The organism is Nonomuraea sp. NPDC050022, from assembly GCF_044460705.1.
In the GTDB taxonomy this organism is placed as follows: domain Bacteria; phylum Actinomycetota; class Actinomycetes; order Streptosporangiales; family Streptosporangiaceae; genus Nonomuraea.
In genome coordinates this window covers 473,831-487,039 of record NZ_JBITKE010000010.1, presented here as the reverse complement: position 1 = coordinate 487,039, position 13,209 = coordinate 473,831, and the positions used below count along the sequence as shown (strand labels likewise).

Here is a 13,209-nt window from a genome sequence, read left to right as displayed (position 1 = left end):
CAGTGATCATCGGCGGCTTAGAGTGTATGGGTGCTCAGGATGGTGCTGTCTTTGACCCTGCTCGACCCGACCGGCCTCGCGGAGGTCCCCCAGCGATCGGTACCTCCGCGCAGGGTGCTGACACCAGACGGTGACCGCCTGGGGTACGCGCCGGTCGCCCGTCCCTACACCGGCGCACAGTGGCTCATCGGGGTGCTGCTCGGGCGTGATCCGATCAGCGGAACGACCGTGCTGTGCGGGGGCACGGTGATCAGGTCGCGCAGCCGCAGCCTGGTGCTGACGGCCGCGCACTGCCTCTACCACGACGGCCGGCCGCTGCGGCAGGTGGCCTTCCTGCCCGGGTTCGACCAGGGCCGACCGCCGTTCGGTGTCTGGCCGGCCGTGCGGACCTGGGTGCCCGATCAGTGGCGGGGCCGGCCGTACTCCGCCGAGTTGCTGCCGTACGACGTCGGGCTGGTCGGGGTGATCCGGCGCGGCGGCACGCTGGAGGACGCGACCGGGCCCGGACTTCGCCCGATGGCCACCCGCAGGGGTACGTCGCTGCGCGGGCTCGACCTGCTCGGCTACCCGGCGGGGCGGCGGTATCCCGGCACCCGGATGTACCACTGCTTGGGGGACGCCAAGGAGGCCACCACCCAGGGGCCGGGCGTCCTGGTGACCCAGAACTGCCACGCCCCGTCCGGCGGCAGCGGCGGTCCGGCCGTGTACGGGCAGGAGGTGGCGGGTGTCGTGTCGTCCTCCAGCCCGATGAGTGACGCGGCCGGGTTCACCGTGCTGGCCCGGCTCGGCGGCCGGCCGTTCAGCCGGCTGCTGGCCGGCGCCGACACCTGGATGCGCCGCAGGCAGAGCTCATAACGGCGGCCCGGCACAGGCCGCGCTCGTCACGGCGGCCCGGGGGCCGGTCATGAGGCGTTCGCGACGATGTCCTCGCAGATGGCGTGGCTGATCAGCGCGTCGTCCGCGCTGATCGTGCGGCCGTCGCGGACCGCGGTGAGGAACTCCAGGCAGATGCGCTCGATGCCGCGTTGCCGGGCGACCGGGACCCAGTCGGGCCGCCTGGTGAGCGTCTCGCCGCCCGCGTAGTCGATCACGTCGCCCAGGTTGACCACCCGGCGCTTGACGCCGTCGCCCATGACTTCGCAGGTCTCCTCCGTGGCCCCGCTGACGCGGTTCATGAGGCCGATGGCGGTGAAGCCGTCGCCGGACAACTCCAGCACGATGTGCTCGATCAGCCCGTCCTGGACGCGGGTCCTGATCCGGGTCCCGGTGACCTCGCCGGGCGCGAGGAAGCGGAGCGTGTCGACCACATGAATGAAGTCATCAAATATCGCCCGCCGAGGCGCGTCGGGGTGATTCTCGCGATTCTTCGCCATGAGCACGAGGTGCCGAGGGAGGGCGAGAAGTCCGGTGTATCCGGGGGCGTACCGGCGGTTGAAGCCGACCATCAGCGAGCGCCTCTTCGCCTTCGCCAGCCGTACGAGAGCCTCGCAGTCGGCCAGGTTGTCGGCGATCGGCTTGTCCACGTAGACGTGCGCCCCGGCGTCGAGCAGCGGCTCGACGATCTCGCGGTGGGCCCCGGTGGCGGCGTGCACGAACGCGACCTCGACCCCGCTCTTGATCACGTCGTCCACCGAAGTGGACCGGGCGGCGATCCGGTAGGTATCGCCGAGCCGGTCCAGGGTCTTGCTGTTGCGTGTGCAGAGGTGCAGGTCGAGGCCCGGCTGGGCGGCGAGTACGGGCAGGTACGCCTTCTCCGCGATGTCACCCAGGCCGATCATGGCTGTTTTCACGCCTTGAGCGTAGCCGCGAGCGCCTGGTCGATAGGCGTGGGCGCGACACCGAACGTCCGCTGGAAGGCCGAGGAGTCGAGCACGTACGGCGCGGTGAACTGGTAGCGGACGTGCTTCAACTCCCTGACCATCGGCGAGAACAGACCCATCGCCTGGACCAGCGGCCACGGCAGCGTGGCCAGCTTGGGCGCGGGCCGCCCCTCGATGGCCGCCATCCGCTCACCGATCTGGCGGAAGCTGAGCGGGTCGCTGGTGGGCACGTGCCACGGCCGCCCCCAGGCCCGCTCGTCGGTGCCCGCGACGATCAGCGCGTCGGCCACGTCGGGCAGGTACGTCCAGCTGTGCGGAATGTCGGCGGGGAACACCAGCTGGATGGTCCTGCCCGCCCTGAACGGCACGAGGAACCGCCCGCCCAGATGCGACTGGTCGGTCGCGCCGGGGCCGAAGTAGTCGGAGCCGCGCACCTCGGTCGTCCGGATCCGGCCCGCCTTGTGCGCGGCCAGCGCGTCGTTCCAGATCTTCGCCCGCACCTGAGCCTTCGGGGTGGCCGAGGCGAGCGGCAGGTCCTCGGTCATCGGGCCCTTGACCGGGCCGTAGGGGTAGAGGTTGCCCAGGATGACCAGCACCGCGCCCGTGGCCTCCGCGGTGCCGAGGAACGACTCGGCCATCGGCGGCCAGTCGGTCAGCCAGCGGTGGTACTGCGGGTTGACGCAGTTGTAGAGGACATCGGCGCCCTTGGCGACCTCCGTCAGCCGTGCCATGTCGGCGACGTCGGCCGCCACCTTGTGGACCCCGGCGGGGCCGCTGCCCGAGCGGGTCACCACGGTGACCTCGTGCCCCTGGGCCAGGAGCTTGGTGGCCAGATGCGTGCCGACCTGACCGGAACCCACGACGACGTGCTTACCCATGATCAGACCTGCTTCCAGACGATGCGGAGGACCGCGTTGAGGACGAAGAGCGCCGCGAAGACGGCGGCCGGTGCGACCCGGCCCGCGGCGTAGAGCGCCAGGGCGCCGCCGCCGAACCAGAGGATCTCCAGGGCGACCCTGGCCAGGCCGGTCAGCGGGAACGTGGCGTTGGCACCGCCGCCCGCACCGAACAGGGCCCAGGCGGCGATGAACAGCGCCACCCCGCCGAGCCCGGCGAGGAGCTTGATCGCCCAGTTGGGGCTCACCGTGAAGCCCCAGTACCCCACGGAGACCAGGACACCCAGCTCCAGGAAGAACATCAGAGCCAGGTTGGCTCCCTTGGCGATGCTCAGCATCTCAACCTCCGCGTGACTGCCGTTCGCTTACAAGAGCAATGCTCTCTCATTAGAGCGCCAGCCGTCAAGAGCAGTGCTCTCGTTTTTTCGCAGTGCTCTGCTATGGTCGGAACATGACTGCGAGCCGTACCGCGAGAGAACGTGTCAGGGCCGAGCTGACCAAAGAGATCACCGACATCGCCCGTCGCCAGCTGGCCACCGAGGGCGCGGGCGGCCTGTCCCTGCGCGCGGTGGCCCGCGAGATGGGCATGGTCTCGTCGGCCATCTACCGCTATTTCCCCAGCCGCGATGACCTGCTGACAGCGCTGATCATCGACGGCTACAACGCGCTCGGCGCGGCGGTGGAGCGCGCCGACGAGAGCAACCCGCCCGGCGACTTCGCGGGGCGCTGGCTGGCCGTCTGCCATGCCGTACGCGACTGGGCGCTGGCCCATCCGCACGAGTACACGCTGTTGTACGGCTCCCCCGTGCCCGGCTACCAGGCGCCGGAGGAGACGATCACGGCCAGGCTGCGCGATGTGGCGGTGTTCGGCCGGATCATCGCGCAGGCGTACGACGCGGGCGCGCTGGCCCCGCCCGACCTCGCCCGGCCCGCCCCCGCCGCGCTGTCTGCGGACGCGGCGAACCTGCGCCAGATCATGCCCGGGGTCCCCGACGACCTGATCTTCCGTGGCATCACCGCGTGGACCGGCCTGTACGGCTGGGTCAACTTCGAGGTGTTCGGCCAGTTCGAGAACACGATCGACGACAGGCGTGGGAGCTTCGAGCAGTCGGTGCGTACGTTGGGCGCGCTGCTGGGCCTCAAGCCCGCGTGAACGATTGGCTTGCCTGCCGGAGCCAGGTCCGGGTGAACGCTTTGCCTGCCCGCCTGCCCGCCTGCTCGCCTGCCTGCTGGGCTCAGGCTCGGGTGAAGAGCGGGACCATGACCTCGTCGGCGATCTGCACGAGGAGCTCGTCCGGGATGGGCAGGCCCTGGAAGAGGAAGTGCTGCCGGAGCAGCGCCTGACCGGCGTCGAGCCGGCGCGGGGTCACGTCCTCGGGGGCGACCTCACCGCGCTCGACCGCCCGGCGGACGATCTCCCGCATCAGCCGCCTGCCGGTGCCCTGCGAGTTCTCCCGGAACGTGGCGGCCCGCGACTCATCGCCCAGCGCCTCACTGAGCAGCCCGCGCATCGCCTCACCCGCGGGACCGGCCAGCGCCTCGGCCGTCCGCCGCAACGCCGCCAGTATGTCGCCGCGCAGGCTGCCCGTGTCGGGGACGGACAGCGCGTCGGGCAGCACGTGATAGACGGCGTCCATGACCAGCTCGATGCGGGTGGGCCAGCGCCGGTAGAGCGAGGCCTTACTGGCCTTGGCCCGCTCGGCGACGCGCTCCATGGTCAGCCGGGCGTAGCCGACCTCGGCGAGTTCGGCGAGGGTCGCCTGATAGATGGCGACGTTGAGCGCCTCGCCGCGACGCCGCGGCAGCTTGCGGTGGTCGGTGACCATGACAGGCATCCTATGAGGCCGCGGTGACCGTGCCCGCGCCGTCACCTGAGCCCGGGACGGCCGCATCCCCGCCAGAGACTGCCGTGGCCGCATCCCCGTCTGAGCCCGCAGGGTCCGCATTCCCGCTTGAGTGGGCGATGACGACGGTGCCCGCGTCCCCGTCGACGGTCACCACCTGCCCATCGACCAGCGTGGACGTGCCTCCGGCCGTACCCATGACGGCCGGGATGCCGTACTCCCTGGCGACGATCGCGGCGTGCGAGGCGGCGCTTCCGGTGTCGACGACGACGGCCGCCGCACGCTGGAACAGCGGGGTCCACGACGGGTTGGTGTAGGGGCAGACGAGCACGTCCCCGCTCGTCAGGCTGCCGAACTCGGCCGGATCCCGGATGACCTTGACCGGCCCGGTGGCGCTGCCGCCGCCCGCGGGTGTCCCGGTCACGATCGCGTCGCCCGCGTCACGGACGGGGAAGATCGCCCGCGGGTCGATGAGCCGCACGCCCGAGAGCTCCTCCCGCTTGGCCGCCCGCTGCCGCACGACCGCCCGCAGGCCATCGGGGCACTCGTCGGAGCCGGCCAGGCCCTTGATCGACTCCAGCTCCTCCAGCCGCAGGTGGAAGACGTCCTCGGGCCGCTGGAGCACGGCCGCGTCCCGCAGCCGCGCTCCGATCTCCAACAGCGCCCGGCGCAGAATGGGCAGCGGGAGCGTGAAGTAGAAGTGGCTGTCCTCGCGGAAGGCGTGACCCGCGCGAGCCGCCTCGACCCAGCGCACGACCCGGACCCTCCAGCGCCCGGCCCGCAGCAGGGGGTGACGGAGCAGCCGCTCGAACGCCCCGCCCGCTCCCAGAGTCGCCTTGCCTGCCCCCGCAGCCGCTCCGCCCACTCCTGTAGCAGCCCCGCTCGCTCCCGCTTCCGCCGCCGCCCCGTCCGCGGCGGACGCGGCGGTCGCGGCGGTCGCGAGAGCGGGCGGCTTGGCCGCGAGCACCCTGATCGTTCCGAGGACGATTTCCGGGGCCTCACCCCAGGTGGGAGGGGTGGCCAGAATCGGAGTCACCGTCTCCCGGTGCCCGTATTCGGCGAGGAAGTCGCGCAGTTTCGCGGCGAAGCCGGAGGGCATCGGATCCGCGTCGAGCGCTCCGGTCGCCCGAGCCTCCTGGGCCAGCTCCTCCAGCGCCTGATTGGCGTCGGAGGTGCGGGTACGCGCGCCGGTCATCAGCTCGCCGAACAGCGCGCCGCGCCGCAACAGCTTGACCGCCACCAGCAGCCGCAACAGGGCGAGCCCGGTGCCAGGCAGGTAGTCGGTGCGCAGGTCCGTCACCGGCCGGACCAGGTCCAGTGCCTGTCTGGGCACCCGAATCAGTTCCGGCCAGGGCATCGAGGCCAGATCACGGGCCGCCAGCTCACGGTTCGCGGCGAGGAAGGTCTGGAAGCGCGGATCCTCCGTCCACCGGGCGGGATCGTAGCGCCTGGCCCGCCGGACGAGCCGGAACGGGATAGCCAGGAGACCGGCTGTCACACGCGGAGAGCGGGGCACCAACCGGTAGACGACACCGTCCTCCTCCTGCAGAAAATCCTCGAACACCCCCTTGATGCCGAAGGCCGCCGCGACCTTGGCCATCATGCCCGCCGGACCGTACGGCAGCCAGGTCGTCATATCAATCGGATAGGGGCGTACGGGCAGATATTCAAGCAGAACGCTGCCGACCTTGCGCTGGGCAGGGTTGAGCGACCCCACGGGCGGCGGCGGGAGCGCGGTCATGGGGCGGGCCTGGACCAGGCTCACCCGGCCGCCCGCGTACGCCCACTCGATGTCCTGCGGGCGGCCGAACCGAGCCGCGACCTCGCTCGCCAGCCGGGCCAGCTCAGCGAGCGCCGCGCGGGGCAGCGCCTCGCCGGTGGCGGGGTCTCCGGTCTCGTGTACGACGCCGCCGCCGGCCGTACCGCGGATGACCACCTCGCGACGGCCCGGCGTGAAGGAGGTGACCCGCCCCGAGGCGTCGAGCACGTAGTGGTCGGGCGTGACGAGTCCCGAGACGACGGCCTCGCCGAGCCCGCTGCTCGCGTCCACGACGATCTGCGTACGGTCGCCGGTGACCGGGTTCGCGGTGAACAGCACGCCGGCCGCCTCCGACTGGACCATGCGCTGCACGACCACCGCGATGCGAACCTCGGCCGCGTCGACACCCCGCTTCTCGCGGTAGGCGACGGCCCGCTCGGTCCAGAGCGAGCCCCAGCACCGGCGGACCGCGTCGACCACCGCCTCCGCGCCCACGATGTTGAGGTAGGTGTCCTGCTGCCCGGCGAACGCCGCCCCCGGCAGATCCTCGGCGGTGGCACTGGACCGAACCGCCACGGGCCCGCCGCCGAGCTCGGCATAGGCGCCGGTGATCGCCTCGCGCAGGTGCGGGGGAATGTCCACGTTCTCGAAGTACGTACGGGTGTCGTGCCCGTCGGCGACCAGTTCGTAGGCGGCGGTGGTCACGACGAAGCCGCCCGGGACGGGAAAACCGTTTTTGACGAGCTCGCCCAGGTTGGCGCCTTTGCCTCCGGCCAGGGCCAGGTCGCCGCGGCCGAAGGCGTTCAGGGGTGCTACGAATTTCACTGGCCCTCCTTGGCTTTCACTCGGTCCTCGTCGGCTTTCACTTGCTCCTGATCGCCTTTCACTTGGTTCTCTTCGGCTGTTCACCGGCTCTCCTCGACCGTCGCTCGGTCCGCCTCGGCTGTTCACCGGCTCTCCTCGACTGTCACTGGTTCTCCTCGGCGTAGGCGGTGGTGCGGAGCGGTCGAGCCGGCAGCGCGAACGCGAGGACGAACGCCACGACGAGCAGCGGCGCCATGGCCGCGAACACCGGCGGCACGGCCGTGGCGAAGGCGTCCCGCACGCTGCCGGGCAGGTCGGCCGCCCCCGTGGCGGTGATGCCGGACCTCCAGGTGATCAGCGCCCCCACCAGCGCGACCCCGGCCGAGGCGCCGATCTGCCGCATGAACGTCACCGCCGAGGTCGCGGTGCCGAGATCGGCGTAGTCGACGGCGTTCTGCGCGGCCAGCACCATGACCTGCATGACCAGCCCGACGCCCAGCCCCATCAGCAGCATCACGGCGGCGATCGCCACCGCTCCCCCGCGGTCGCCCACGATCCCGAGCAGCGCCAGCCCGGCCGCCGTCAGCGCCGTGCCCGCCACCGGGTACGGCTTGTAGCGCCCCGTCCTGGTGATGAGCCTGCCGGAGACGATGGTGGTGGTCAGCACGCCTCCCATGAGCGCGGTCACCAGCAGGCCCGCCTGAGTGGCGGTGGAGCGCAGGGCGATCTGCAGGTAGGCGGGCATGTACGCGATGGTCCCGAACAGGGTGAATCCGATGAGCAGGCTGATCGCCACGGGCACGGCGAAGGCGCGGTCGCGGAACAGACGCAGCGGCAGGATCGGATCGGCGGCGTACCGGGCGCTCACCAGCCACGCCGCCCCGCCCGCGACGGCCAGGGCGAGGAAGGCCAGGTTCCTGGTCTGTCCCAGCATGACCACACCGACCACGGCGACCGCCAACGTGACCGCACCGGCGAAGTCGATCGGCGCGCGATTCTCGACCGTGAACTCGGGCTTGGGGAGCCGCAAGGTCGCCGTCAGCACGACCAGGGCGAGCAGCCCGAGCGGCGGGTAGATCGCGAAGATCCACCGCCAGCTGAGCCGGTCGATGAAGAACCCGCCCAGCAGCGGTCCACCGACCGCTGCGACCACGTACGCGGCACCGATCAGACCCAGATAGCGACCACGCTCACGCGGACTGACGACCTCCCCGATGATCGCCTGTGCCCCGATCATCAGCCCGCCGCCACCGATGCCCTGCACCGCACGGAACGCGATGAACTGCGGCATCGAGGCGGCCACCGAGCACAGCACGGCACCGGTGACGAAGATGACGATCGCCGCCTGCATCATCGGCTTACGCCCGTACCGGTCGCCGAGCTTGCCGTACAGGGGCATCACGACGGTCGCGGCGACCAGGTAGGCGCTGATCACCGCCGGCATCTGATCCAGCCCGCCGAGACTCCCCGCCACGGCGGGCAGGGCGGGCGCCATGATCGTCTGGTCGAGCGCACCCAGCAGCATCGCCAGCAGCAGACCCGGCAGCACGAGACCCATGACACGCTCCTTAGAGAACGAAACGTTCTCTAAGGAGCATACGATTCATCCCATAGAAACGCAACGTTCACTAACAACCGCCAGCGCGTACTGAAGAGCGATGTGCGCTACCGCTTCGCCGTGGACCCCACGACGCTCTGATCCTCCTGCCCCGGCGGGAGGTCGTGAGCGGTGAGCACTTGGGCCGCATGGTGACGGTGGACGGCGAACAGCTCCAAAGCGGCGTCGGCGTCGCCGGCACGCAGGGCGTCCGCGAGCAGACGGTGTTCGTCCGCGATGTGCTCGAGGTAGCCGTCGGAGCTGCGGCCGATCCGGGTCAGCAGGAACAGGTGGATCTGTGAGCGGATCGCCTGCCAGGCTTCACTCAGGCGCCGGTGGTGGGCGGCGTCGTAGACCGCGTCGTGGAACGCGAGGTCGCAGTGGACCATCGCGTGCGCGTCCGCTGCGCGCCCCATGCCGTCGACCACCTTGTCGATCTTGGCAAGGTCCTCTTCGGAAGCGTGGCCGACCACCCGCTGCACGGCCAGGTGCTCAAGCGCGCCGCGCAGGCTGTCCAGTTCGGCGATGTCCTGCGGGGACAGGGTGATCACCGTGGCGCCGCGATGCCACTGGCTGCGGACCAGTCCCTCGCGCTCCAGCAGGAGCAGCGCCTCGCGTACCGGGCCACGGCTCACGTCCAGCGCCTGGGACAGTTCGACCTCGCGCAGCTGGGCCCCAGGGGCGTACACGCCGCCGAAGATGGCCTCCCGAACGCGATCGGCGACCTCGTCGGCCAGCCCTCGACGGCGGGCGGGAGCCATTGTGCCCTGTTCACCCATGACCCTTTGCCCTCCGCTGATTGTCTCAATGTTAACAAACTCCCGCACACTGGCGTAATGTCAACATTAGGACATTTCCTCCTTCAGCAGAGAGGCCCCACCCATCATGAGCGTGTTGAACTCCCCGATCCCGCGCTTCCACCTGGCCATGCCGGTCGACGACCTGACGGCCGCCCGCCGCTTCTACGGCGAGATACTCGGCCTGCGGCAGGGCCGCAGTGCCGAAACCTGGATCGACTGGAACATGTACGGCCATCAGTTCGTCACCCACCTGGCGCCGGCCCAGACTCAGCAGATCCACAATCCGGTCGACGGCCATGACGTCCCGGTGCCGCACTTCGGCCTGATCCTCACGATCGAGGACTTCCACACGCTGGCCGACCGGCTCCGTACGGCAGGCGTCCCGTTCGTGATCGAGCCCTATGTGCGATTCGCCGGGCAGGCCGGCGAGCAGTGGACGATGTTCTTGCTCGACCCGGCCGGCAACGCCCTGGAGTTCAAGGCGTTCGCTGACGACGCCCAGGTCTTCGCTGCCTGACCGTACGTACTGCCCGCCCGCCTGCCTCCCACTCACCACCTTGAGGCATCGCACGTACCGATCGAGACTCACCACACAGACGAGCAGAGGGCCGCTCTTGGGACTGGCACCAGCACTATCGTTGCGGCGTGACCACCCCGGCGGCGGAAGCCGACATCAACGACGACATCGTCGACCGCCTGATCCGCACGCAGCACCCGGATCTGGCGGGCCCGCTGAGCCTCGTCGCCAACGGCTGGGACAACGTCATCTACCGTCTCGGGACGGATCTGTGCGTACGCCTGCCGCGCCGCCAGGTCGCCGTCGATCTCATCGTCAACGAGCAACGCTGGCTGCCCGTCTTGGCCGAGCACGTCGAAGTCGCGATACCCCTACCTGTCAGGGCCGGCGTGCCTGGCGAGGGCTACCCCTGGCCGTGGACGATCGCACCCTGGTTCGACGGCCGCACGGTCGCCGACGTGCCACCGTGCGACCGCTCTGGCATCGCTGTCCCACTGGCTGACTTCATGACCGGCCTCCACCGGCCCGCACCACCTGACGCGCCGCGCAACCCCGTCCGCGGCGTCCCGCTCACCGCCCGCGACGAAGCGGTACGGCAGCGCCTGCGGTCCATACCCCGATCAGCTGAGCTTCTCCCCCTCTGGGAGAAGCTGGCCGCCCTTCCACCCTGGCGGGGCCCCGCGCTCTGGCTCCACGGCGACCCGCATCCAGCGAACCTCCTGCTCAACGGGGAAGGGCTGGCGGCTGTCCTGGACTTCGGCGATCTCACCAGCGGCGACCCCGCCACCGACCTGGCCGCCGCGTGGCTGGTGTTCGACGAGAACGCGCGCGAGGTCTTCCGATCACGCGTCGACGCCGACGAGATGACCTGGGAGCGCGCAAGGGGCTGGGCCCTTGCCATGGGCACTGCCCTGGCCGCCCACTCAGCCGATAACCCCAGCATGGCGGCCATCGGCGAGCATGTCCTCGGCCAGGTGCTTCTCACCTAGAGGCAGGCGCGTTCGATGTCGTCAGATCCAGATCACGCAGCCCGGTGCAAAGGAAGCTGATGGTCAGGTCGTTCGCCTCGCCGGTGAGGCGGCGACGCCGGACCGGCTGCCACTTACTGTGACCGCCCACAGGCCCTCCTTGCAGTCTGCGGATGACCCCCGATGAGGGCCGAAGCGGGTGCACTCATCGGGGGCCTGCCCGGCCTGGAGCCACGGGGGGAAGATCCCTGCCGGACGTTCTGCGGCGGCTCCCCCACTCCCCCTCCTCGAGAAGGAGGAGCCGCCTGACCTGGGCTGGCTGCGCGTTCAGCCAGGGCCACACCCACCAACCGATCCGGAGACCGATTCGGGAGCGGACGGGTCAGGGGAAGATGGGACGGCTCGGATGGCGCACCAGACGGTACGGCCAAGCCCACGGCCGTGCTCTCGGGTTCCCCAGTCTTGGGAGATCTCACGTACGATCAGCAGCCCACGACCGTCCTCCGCCTCCGGCTCCTGCCGGATGTGCGGGCCGGAAAAGGCCGAGCCGGGGTCACGCACCTCCACATAGACCATCCCATCCGTCGCGGTGACGGTGAGGCCGATGAAGTCGTACGGTTTGGCGTCGGAGTGCCGGAGCGCGTTCGTCACGAGCTCGGACGCCACCAGCACGGCGTCGTCGACAGCAGGATGATCGCCTCCGAGCCATCTGCGCACTTCGGAGCGGGCGTGCGAGACGGACTCGCGAATGCCCACGAGCTGAATCGAGCCGATGACCCTCGGCTCCGCACTCGCTGCTTTCATTGCTTCACCCACCCGGAGAAGTCGGCCTCGATCGGCCTTCCAACCATCCCAAGGCTCGGCTACATTGAGTAGTCAATTGACTTCGATAAGCCATCAACCGTTTCGCTGAAGGTCGTGTTGAAACGGTGGCCATCCCCCTGGAGGTCAGATGCCCAAGGAAAGCGAGCTATGCCCTACTGACTCACCGACCGCACTGTTCGGCTTCGAGTTGCGGCGACACCGCAAGGCCAGAGGCTGGTCCCAGATCCGTCTGTCGAAAGCGGTGTCCTACTCCGTCGGCACAATCAGCATGATCGAGACAGCCAGACGGTCACCAACGGAGGAGTTCGCCCGCCACTGCGACGAGGCGCTGGAGGCGGAAGGAGCGCTGATGCGGCTCTGGCCGATGGTCAGTCACGCATCGGCTCCCCCGTGGTTCCGGCCCTGGCTTGATGTGGAGGCCACGGCAGAAGCGATCCGAACCTGGGAACCGCTGGCCGTGCCTGGCCTGCTCCAGACCGAGGACTACGCCCGAGCGATGCTGAGCGGGGAACCCGGTGTGACATCGGAGGAGATCGAGAGCCATGTGATTGCACGCATGGAGCGCCAGTCAATCCTCCGGCGACCCAAGCCTCCCATGCTCTGGGTAGTCCTCGACGAGGGAGTTCTGCATCGCCCGATCGGCAGCCCTTCGGTGATGGCCGCACAGCTCGCGCACCTTCTCGAAATCGGCCAGGCTCCCCGGATCACCATCCAGATCCTCCCACTCAGCGCCTACTCCACAACCGGACTTCTCGGTGGCTTCGCCATCACTCAAGCACACGGCACCCCTGACACGGCGTATGTCGAAGCCGCTTCCAACGCCCAGGTAACCGACTGGACAGAGAGCGTCAGAACCCTAGCATTCAGATATGAGGGGATTCGTTCCGAAGCACTCTCTCAGCGCGAATCCATGAATTTGATCGAGGAGACAATGCAGCGATGGAAGAGCTGAGCCAACAGCTACGGGCAGCCACGTGGATCAAGTCTTCCCGCTCGGGCAGCAACGGGGGCAACTGTGTTGAGGTTGCCGAACTGCCCGGCGGGCACCGAGGCCTCCGTGACAGCAAAAACCCCAGCGGTCCGGCCCTCATCTTCACCCCTGGCGAATGGAGCGCCTTCATCGGCGGCGTGAAGGACGGCGAGTTCGACTTGTAAATATGTTCGCAGAAAGGGAAGACTCTCCGCTCATGCGGGAAGTCTTCCCTTGATCCGTAAGGCGACCGAACTCCACCGCGAAGATTTAGAGCTTGAACGCAGCGGTTAGCAGCGATGCGCGCAAGCATTCCACGATGATGAGCTACGCACCGAGCCCCCTTTGAGTGGTGGTAGCGCTCACAATTCGTCCGACGAAAAGTGGCTGTCGGTCTCTGTGCCGACCC

General features: G+C 69.4%; 14 protein-coding genes. 6 read left to right on the top strand and 8 right to left on the bottom strand.

Annotation, left to right across the window (positions count from 1 at the left end; translation table 11 throughout):
* The first annotated feature begins 30 nt into the window (after positions 1 to 30).
* Entirely contained in the window at positions 31 to 855 is an 825-nt protein-coding gene (locus ACIBO2_RS40195; protein ID WP_397303738.1) for a trypsin-like serine peptidase, read from the top strand.
* 47 nt (positions 856 to 902) lie between these two features.
* On the opposite strand, the gene ACIBO2_RS40190 is transcribed toward ACIBO2_RS40195, so the two are convergent.
* The 3 genes from ACIBO2_RS40190 to ACIBO2_RS40180 are packed head-to-tail and all read right to left on the bottom strand — an operon-like array spanning position 903 to position 3,054.
* Positions 903 to 1,790 (bottom strand): Gfo/Idh/MocA family oxidoreductase, encoded by an 888-nt coding sequence (locus ACIBO2_RS40190; protein WP_358535645.1) that lies wholly within the window; start codon positions 1,788 to 1,790, stop codon positions 903 to 905.
* On the bottom strand, positions 1,787 to 2,698 hold the full coding sequence (locus ACIBO2_RS40185) for an NAD-dependent epimerase/dehydratase family protein (RefSeq protein ID WP_358535643.1): 912 nt from the start codon (positions 2,696 to 2,698) through the stop codon (positions 1,787 to 1,789). The genes ACIBO2_RS40190 and ACIBO2_RS40185 overlap by 4 nt, the downstream gene beginning before the upstream one ends.
* A gap of 2 nt (positions 2,699 to 2,700) precedes the next feature.
* Positions 2,701 to 3,054, bottom strand: a complete 354-nt coding sequence (locus ACIBO2_RS40180; protein WP_358535641.1) for a YrdB family protein — start codon at positions 3,052 to 3,054, stop codon at positions 2,701 to 2,703.
* 113 nt (positions 3,055 to 3,167) lie between these two features.
* On the opposite strand from ACIBO2_RS40180, the gene ACIBO2_RS40175 reads away from it, so the two are divergent.
* Positions 3,168 to 3,869, top strand: a complete 702-nt coding sequence (locus ACIBO2_RS40175) for a TetR/AcrR family transcriptional regulator (RefSeq protein ID WP_358535639.1) — start codon at positions 3,168 to 3,170, stop codon at positions 3,867 to 3,869.
* An 82-nt stretch (positions 3,870 to 3,951) separates the two neighbouring features.
* Here the strand turns inward: ACIBO2_RS40175 and ACIBO2_RS40170 are convergent, their stop codons facing one another.
* From ACIBO2_RS40170 to ACIBO2_RS40155, 4 genes are all read right to left on the bottom strand, one after another.
* Positions 3,952 to 4,551 (bottom strand): TetR/AcrR family transcriptional regulator, encoded by a 600-nt coding sequence (locus ACIBO2_RS40170; protein WP_225290790.1) that lies wholly within the window; start codon positions 4,549 to 4,551, stop codon positions 3,952 to 3,954.
* Between the two features lies 1 nt (position 4,552).
* Positions 4,553 to 7,144: a PEP/pyruvate-binding domain-containing protein gene (locus ACIBO2_RS40165; protein WP_397303735.1), complete on the bottom strand. Its 2,592-nt coding sequence runs from the start codon at positions 7,142 to 7,144 to the stop codon at positions 4,553 to 4,555.
* Positions 7,145 to 7,286: 142 nt separating this feature from the next.
* Positions 7,287 to 8,681: an MFS transporter gene (locus tag ACIBO2_RS40160; RefSeq protein ID WP_397303733.1), complete on the bottom strand. Its 1,395-nt coding sequence runs from the start codon at positions 8,679 to 8,681 to the stop codon at positions 7,287 to 7,289.
* Positions 8,682 to 8,788: 107 nt separating this feature from the next.
* Positions 8,789 to 9,499, bottom strand: a complete 711-nt coding sequence (locus tag ACIBO2_RS40155) for a GntR family transcriptional regulator (protein ID WP_397303732.1) — start codon at positions 9,497 to 9,499, stop codon at positions 8,789 to 8,791.
* Between the two features lie 106 nt (positions 9,500 to 9,605).
* Here ACIBO2_RS40155 and ACIBO2_RS40150 point away from each other — a divergent pair, with 106 nt between their 5' ends.
* A complete protein-coding gene (locus tag ACIBO2_RS40150; protein WP_397303730.1) occupies positions 9,606 to 10,037 on the top strand; it encodes a VOC family protein in 432 nt (143 codons plus the stop codon).
* Positions 10,038 to 10,165: 128 nt separating this feature from the next.
* Entirely contained in the window at positions 10,166 to 11,026 is an 861-nt protein-coding gene (locus ACIBO2_RS40145; protein ID WP_397303728.1) for an aminoglycoside phosphotransferase family protein, read from the top strand.
* A gap of 306 nt (positions 11,027 to 11,332) precedes the next feature.
* Here ACIBO2_RS40145 and ACIBO2_RS40140 read toward each other — a convergent pair whose 3' ends face one another.
* Positions 11,333 to 11,809, bottom strand: a complete 477-nt coding sequence (locus ACIBO2_RS40140; RefSeq protein ID WP_397303727.1) for an ATP-binding protein — start codon at positions 11,807 to 11,809, stop codon at positions 11,333 to 11,335.
* 148 nt (positions 11,810 to 11,957) lie between these two features.
* Here ACIBO2_RS40140 and ACIBO2_RS40135 point away from each other — a divergent pair, with 148 nt between their 5' ends.
* The gene (locus ACIBO2_RS40135; protein WP_397303725.1) at positions 11,958 to 12,782 is read left to right on the top strand and encodes a helix-turn-helix domain-containing protein; all 825 of its coding nucleotides are present in this window, start codon (positions 11,958 to 11,960) and stop codon (positions 12,780 to 12,782) included.
* Positions 12,770 to 12,985: a DUF397 domain-containing protein gene (locus ACIBO2_RS40130; RefSeq protein ID WP_397303723.1), complete on the top strand. Its 216-nt coding sequence runs from the start codon at positions 12,770 to 12,772 to the stop codon at positions 12,983 to 12,985. Before ACIBO2_RS40135 ends, ACIBO2_RS40130 begins: the two co-directional genes overlap by 13 nt.
* Positions 12,986 to 13,209 lie beyond the last annotated feature (224 nt).

Coding starts and splice junctions, on each gene's coding strand:
- ACIBO2_RS40185 (WP_358535643.1), bottom strand. CDS start 2,698: ATGGGTAAGCACGTCGTCGTGGGTTCCGGTCAGGTCGGCACGCATCTG.
- ACIBO2_RS40180 (WP_358535641.1), bottom strand. CDS start 3,054: ATGCTGAGCATCGCCAAGGGAGCCAACCTGGCTCTGATGTTCTTCCTG.
- ACIBO2_RS40175 (WP_358535639.1), top strand. CDS start 3,168: ATGACTGCGAGCCGTACCGCGAGAGAACGTGTCAGGGCCGAGCTGACC.
- ACIBO2_RS40170 (WP_225290790.1), bottom strand. CDS start 4,551: ATGCCTGTCATGGTCACCGACCACCGCAAGCTGCCGCGGCGTCGCGGC.
- ACIBO2_RS40160 (WP_397303733.1), bottom strand. CDS start 8,681: ATGGGTCTCGTGCTGCCGGGTCTGCTGCTGGCGATGCTGCTGGGTGCG.
- ACIBO2_RS40155 (WP_397303732.1), bottom strand. CDS start 9,499: ATGGGTGAACAGGGCACAATGGCTCCCGCCCGCCGTCGAGGGCTGGCC.
- ACIBO2_RS40150 (WP_397303730.1), top strand. CDS start 9,606: ATGAGCGTGTTGAACTCCCCGATCCCGCGCTTCCACCTGGCCATGCCG.
- ACIBO2_RS40140 (WP_397303727.1), bottom strand. CDS start 11,809: ATGAAAGCAGCGAGTGCGGAGCCGAGGGTCATCGGCTCGATTCAGCTC.
- ACIBO2_RS40135 (WP_397303725.1), top strand. CDS start 11,958: ATGCCCAAGGAAAGCGAGCTATGCCCTACTGACTCACCGACCGCACTG.
- ACIBO2_RS40130 (WP_397303723.1), top strand. CDS start 12,770: ATGGAAGAGCTGAGCCAACAGCTACGGGCAGCCACGTGGATCAAGTCT.